Here is a 4941-nt window from a genome sequence, read left to right as displayed (position 1 = left end):
GCCCTGGGGTTTCTTTGTGATCCACTGAGCGAACGCCTAAAACAGTCATGCTAGTATCCACACCAACCACAAGCTCAATATTACCACTGTAACCGTCTGGTGCCGTGGTCTCAAGTGCCAATGCCACCGGTGCCTTATCCATTCGGGCCCGATATACATGATGAACTTGATTATTCCCCAACAATGGATCGATGACTTCCGTGCAATCTTGGTACAGGGAATTGTTGTACAGGGTTTCTGGTACAACTTCATTGAGCACTGAGAGCAGACGCTTTTGCTGTTGCTCTTTAATCTTCGCCTCGGTACCAAAAAAAGTTGTGGCAATTAATCCAGTGGTAACAAGGGCAAAAGCACCCAGCATAACGCCATTTTTTAAAATACTATTCATGGATAATTACTTTCCCTTATGGCCATAGGTACGTGGTTGGGTGTAGTAATCGATAAGCGGCACGGCCATATTCATGATGATCACGGCGAAGGCGACGGCATCAGGGTAGCCGCCGAAGTTGCGGATGATAATGATCCAAAAACCGATCATGGCACCGAAAATAATACGCCCTTTTGCCGTGGTGGATGCCGACACAGGATCGGTGGCGATGAAAAAGGCACCAAACAACACACTGCCGTTAATTAGGTGAAAAAGCGCTGAACCGTAAATGTCTTGGTTTATAAGGTGAAGAGCGGTGGCAAAAACGGCAATACTGACCATTAAACTGATGGGTATATGCCAGCTGATAATTCTCGTTTTTAGCAGAAAAAGCCCGCCGGCGAGATAACTGAGACTGACCCAAGCCCACCCTGTGCCACTACTGGCAAACGGACCGCCTTCATACACCCGGCTGGTTAATAGTTCATGATAGGTAGAAGCTTGGGTGAGACCGGTTTTAAGGTGATCCAAGGGGGTGGCCGAAGAAACGCCATCCATAGGGCGTAATGCTTGCTCCAGATTTAGCCCGCTTTGGGTAAAGCCGGTAAAAATTAAATGAAGCATGTCATTAAAGCTGAGTGTGACTGCGTGTAACGAAGCCGGTGGCATCCATTGGGTCATGGCCGCAGGGAAGGAAATTAATAGAACCACATAGGCGATCATCGCTGGATTAAACAGGTTGTAACCTAAGCCACCGTAGAGTTGTTTGACTATGCCAATGGCAAAGATCACGCCGATAACGGTCATCCACCAAGGCAAGGCCGGTGGTATACTGACGGCAAGTAAACAGGCGGTTAGTACTGCACTGTAATCACCGAGGTTTCTTGCCACGGGTTTTTTACGTAAGGCAAGAATCGCCGCTTCTACGGCAAGGGCAGTGGATACGGCGATGGCACCTTGAATAAATACGCCCCAGCCAAAGAAATAGCCCTGACAGATTACGCCGGGCAACATCGCATACAATACCATTCGCATGACCTGACTGGTGTCGCGGTCATTGTGCATATGAGGTGAACTTGAGAGTGTCAGCTTCATTAGACTACTTATTCTTTTCTTGAGCGGCCTTTTTGGCCTTGGCTTTTGCAACAGCAGCGGCGATACGTTTCTTTTTCTCCGCCTGGGCATCCACAACGGTATCTTGGGACGGCTCGGTAGTCACCGTACTGTCCGTTGAGTTGTCCGCTGCGCTGCCCGCTGTATCTGGGGTTTGAACTGGTGGCGTCTCCGCTTGTTGGGATGCCTGTTGAGCCGCTTTTTTCGCCTTGGCCCGAGCAACGGCGGCAGCAACCCGTTTCTTTTTTTCCGCCTGAGCATCCACAACGTTATCTTGAGGCGGCTCGGTAGTCACCGTGTTGTCCGCTGAGTTATCCGCTGTGTTGTCCGCAGTATCAGCTGTTTTGGCAGGTGACGAATCCCCTTGTTGGGATGCCTGTTGAGCCGCTTTTTTCGCCTTGGCCCGAGCAATGGCAGCAGCAACCGCAGCTTTTTTGTTGTCATTTGCCGTCGGCGCGGTTTCTTTGGTATCCACTTTTGTGTCTGCCGTGGCAGATTGCTCGGCGCGTTTGGCTTTGGCTCTTGCCAATGCGGCAGCCACTTTATCCTTGGAGCTGGTGGATGCTTTGTTGTCAGTGGCCGCTAAACGGGCTTCTTTGGCTTTTAGATGCTTAGCTTCCCGTTCTAGTTTTTCGCGCTCTAAACGGGCTTTACGGGCTTCAAAACGGGCCTTGGCTTTATCTGCCTTGTTGCGTTCATCCCGTTCAACGCGAATATCGGATTTTGCCTTTCGATAATAATGCACAAGGGGAATTTCACTAGGACAAACATACGCACAGGCGCCACATTCAATACAATCGAACAGATTATAATCCTGTGCTTTATCATATTCTTTGGCTTTACTATGCCAAAACAGTTGTTGTGGCAACAAATGTACCGGGCATGCATCGGCACAGGCGCTACAGCGAATACATGCGCGCTCATTACTGCCGTGTGTCAGTTCATCATCTGCGGGAACAAGCAGGCAGTTTGTGATTTTAACCACAGGTACCGCCGCATCGTTTAAGGTAAACCCCATCATTGGGCCGCCCATGATCACTTCGGGCTGGGATTGCTTATCACTAAGGTATCCTGCCACCTTCAGCAGATGGTTCACCGGTGTGCCAATACAAGCCCAATAGTTGCCGGGTCGCTCAACGGCTTTGCCGGTAACCGTTACAATGCGTTCTATGAGGGGTTTACCCCGCAGTATGGCATCGGCGATAGCAAAGCAGGTTCCCACGTTGAACATGGTAACGCCCACGTCAATGGGCAGGCCGTCTCTGGGCACTTCCCGACCTGTGAGTATTTGTATTAATTGCTTTTCACCGCCAGCAGGATATTTGGTGGGGACGGCAATCACATGGATATCAGAGCGCGACTGACATGCCTGTTTGATGGCCTCAAAGGCATCCGGCTTATTATCTTCTATGGCAATCACCACAGCACGAGGGCAAAGAAGGTGAGTGAGGATATCAATCCCCTCTAGAATTGATGCAGATTGCTCCCGCATGAGCCGATCATCGGCGGTAATATAGGGTTCGCATTCAATGCCGTTGATGATGAGAAATTCCACCGTTTTACTACCGGAGGCTTTGATATGCGTTGGAAAGCCTGCGCCTCCCATGCCAGTAATGCCAGCGTTACAAATCTGGGCAACGAGGTCGCGTTTATCTAACTCGGTGTAATTCGTCGATACTTCAAGGCTATCCCAGGTCTCATGGCCATCGGGTTTAATTTGTATACAGGTCTCCGACAGCCCACTAGGGTGTGCCGTTACGTGATCGCCTATGGCGATGACGGTGCCCGAGGTGGGCGCATGTACGGGAACGGCAAATGCCTGACTGCTCTGTGTTAGCGGCTGACCTTTTTTGACCAAATCACCTTCACTCACCAGGATTTTCCCATCCGTACCAATATGCTGGCGCACCGGCACGATGAATACTTCCGGTAGCGGAGGGCGCACGGTACAGGTTTGATTTGAAAGGTGTTTGTTTCCTAAGGGATGAACACCGCCAGAAAATGACCAGGTTTGACCCTTGCCTAACCGCGAAATAATGTCTTCAAACTGAGGTAACTGCACGTTTAAGATACCATTTTTACAGGAATGTCGCCTCTAGGCGTTTGTTCAAAGTCCCAGCGCCATGATGACGTGGTGGTGGTAACCGGTACCATATCAATACAATCAACAGGGCAGGGATCCACACACAGATCGCAGCCAGTACATTCATTGGTCAGGACGGTGTGCATGTGTTTGGCAGCACCTAAAATCGCATCCACAGGACAGGCCTGAATACACTTGGTACAACCGATACATTCATCTTCACGGATAAATGCGACTTTTTTAATATCTTCTTCGCCATGGGACGCATCAAGGCTTTTGGCTTCCTTACCGGTTAAGTCGGCCAGTTTTTTTATGGTTGCTTCTCCTCCTGGAGGGCATTTATTAATTTCATCACCGTTTGCGATGGCTTCAGCATAGGGGCGACAACCGGGATATCCGCATTGCCCACACTGAGTTTGGGGGAGGATTTCGTCAATTTGATCCACCAATGGGTCTGACTCCACTTTAAAGCGAATGCTGGCATAGCCAAGGAGTAAGCCGAACGCAAGGGCAAGAAGACCAACAGTAATTAAGGCAACGGTCATGCTCATTACACTTTCACCAAGCCACTAAATCCCATGAAGGCTAAGGACATTAATCCCGCCGTGACCATGGCGATGGAAGCCCCCTTGAATGCCACCGGGACATCAGCCGCTGCGATCCGCTCGCGCATGGCGGCGAACAGTACAAGCACAAGGGAGAAGCCCACAGACGCACCGAAGCCATATATGAGGCTTTCAATGAAGTTATGTTGTTCAGTTAGATTCAGTAACGCAACACCTAATACGGCACAGTTTGTGGTAATCAGTGGAAGAAAAATGCCCAGTAATCGGTAGAGAGTAGGGCTGGTTTTGTGCACCACCATTTCGGTAAATTGGACAACCACGGCAATGATGAAAATAAACGCTAAGGTGCGCAAATAACCGATGCCCAGAGGCACCAGCAAATAGGTTTCTACGAGGTAGCTGGAGACCGAGGCCAGCGTAAGGACAAAGGAGGTTGCCATCGCCATGCCCAGCGCGGTTTCAAGCTTTCCGGATACGCCCATAAATGGACAGAGGCCCAGAAACTTCACCAGCACAAAGTTGTTTACCAGCACGGTACCAACAAGAAGTAAGAAAAAGTCAGTCATAAAATAAGTCGTCAACGTAAACCAGGTTGCACAAATTACAAGAAGAAAGCGTATTTTATTATTTCGGCGGGTATTATCGCTTTTTGTGGAGCGATACACAACTTGATGAGAATAGTTGTTGTAGCGAAGAAGTTGGCTCCCCCTCCCCGACTCGAACGGGGGACCTGCGGATTAACAGTCCGTCGCTCTAACCAACTGAGCTAAGGGGGAACCGAAATAGTCATTGAAAAGTTGGCTCCCCCTCCC

At 49.8% G+C, this 4941-nt stretch carries 5 protein-coding genes and 1 tRNA gene; all 6 read right to left on the bottom strand.

The window, feature by feature from the left end:
* Positions 1-388, bottom strand: a 388-nt coding sequence (locus V5298_RS19770) for an RnfABCDGE type electron transport complex subunit G (RefSeq protein ID WP_332933143.1), incomplete at its 3' end; no start/stop codon positions are given.
* A 6-nt stretch (positions 389-394) separates the two neighbouring features.
* Complete coding sequence (gene rsxD, locus V5298_RS19765) at positions 395-1462, bottom strand: electron transport complex subunit RsxD (RefSeq protein WP_332933142.1); 1068 nt, start codon at positions 1460-1462, stop codon at positions 395-397.
* A 4-nt stretch (positions 1463-1466) separates the two neighbouring features.
* Positions 1467-3542: an electron transport complex subunit RsxC gene (rsxC, locus tag V5298_RS19760; RefSeq protein WP_332933141.1), complete on the bottom strand. Its 2076-nt coding sequence runs from the start codon at positions 3540-3542 to the stop codon at positions 1467-1469.
* A 2-nt stretch (positions 3543-3544) separates the two neighbouring features.
* Entirely contained in the window at positions 3545-4114 is a 570-nt protein-coding gene (gene rsxB / locus V5298_RS19755) for an electron transport complex subunit RsxB (protein ID WP_332933140.1), read from the bottom strand.
* Positions 4114-4695: an electron transport complex subunit RsxA gene (gene rsxA, locus V5298_RS19750; RefSeq protein ID WP_332933139.1), complete on the bottom strand. Its 582-nt coding sequence runs from the start codon at positions 4693-4695 to the stop codon at positions 4114-4116. The genes rsxB and rsxA overlap by 1 nt, the downstream gene beginning before the upstream one ends.
* 133 nt (positions 4696-4828) lie before the next feature.
* A tRNA-Asn gene (locus tag V5298_RS19745) sits at positions 4829-4905 on the bottom strand.
* Between the last annotated feature and the right edge of the window lie 36 nt (positions 4906-4941).

The sequence above is a fragment of the Alteromonas sp. 14N.309.X.WAT.G.H12 genome (genome assembly GCF_036697315.1).
In the GTDB taxonomy this organism is placed as follows: Bacteria; Pseudomonadota; Gammaproteobacteria; order Enterobacterales; family Alteromonadaceae; genus Alteromonas.
The sequence above is the reverse complement of the archived record's forward strand: the minus strand, read 5'-3'. Positions and strand labels throughout refer to the sequence as shown.

Coding starts and splice junctions, on each gene's coding strand:
- rsxD (WP_332933142.1), bottom strand. CDS start 1,462: ATGAAGCTGACACTCTCAAGTTCACCTCATATGCACAATGACCGCGAC.
- rsxB (WP_332933140.1), bottom strand. CDS start 4,114: ATGAGCATGACCGTTGCCTTAATTACTGTTGGTCTTCTTGCCCTTGCG.
- rsxA (WP_332933139.1), bottom strand. CDS start 4,695: ATGACTGACTTTTTCTTACTTCTTGTTGGTACCGTGCTGGTAAACAAC.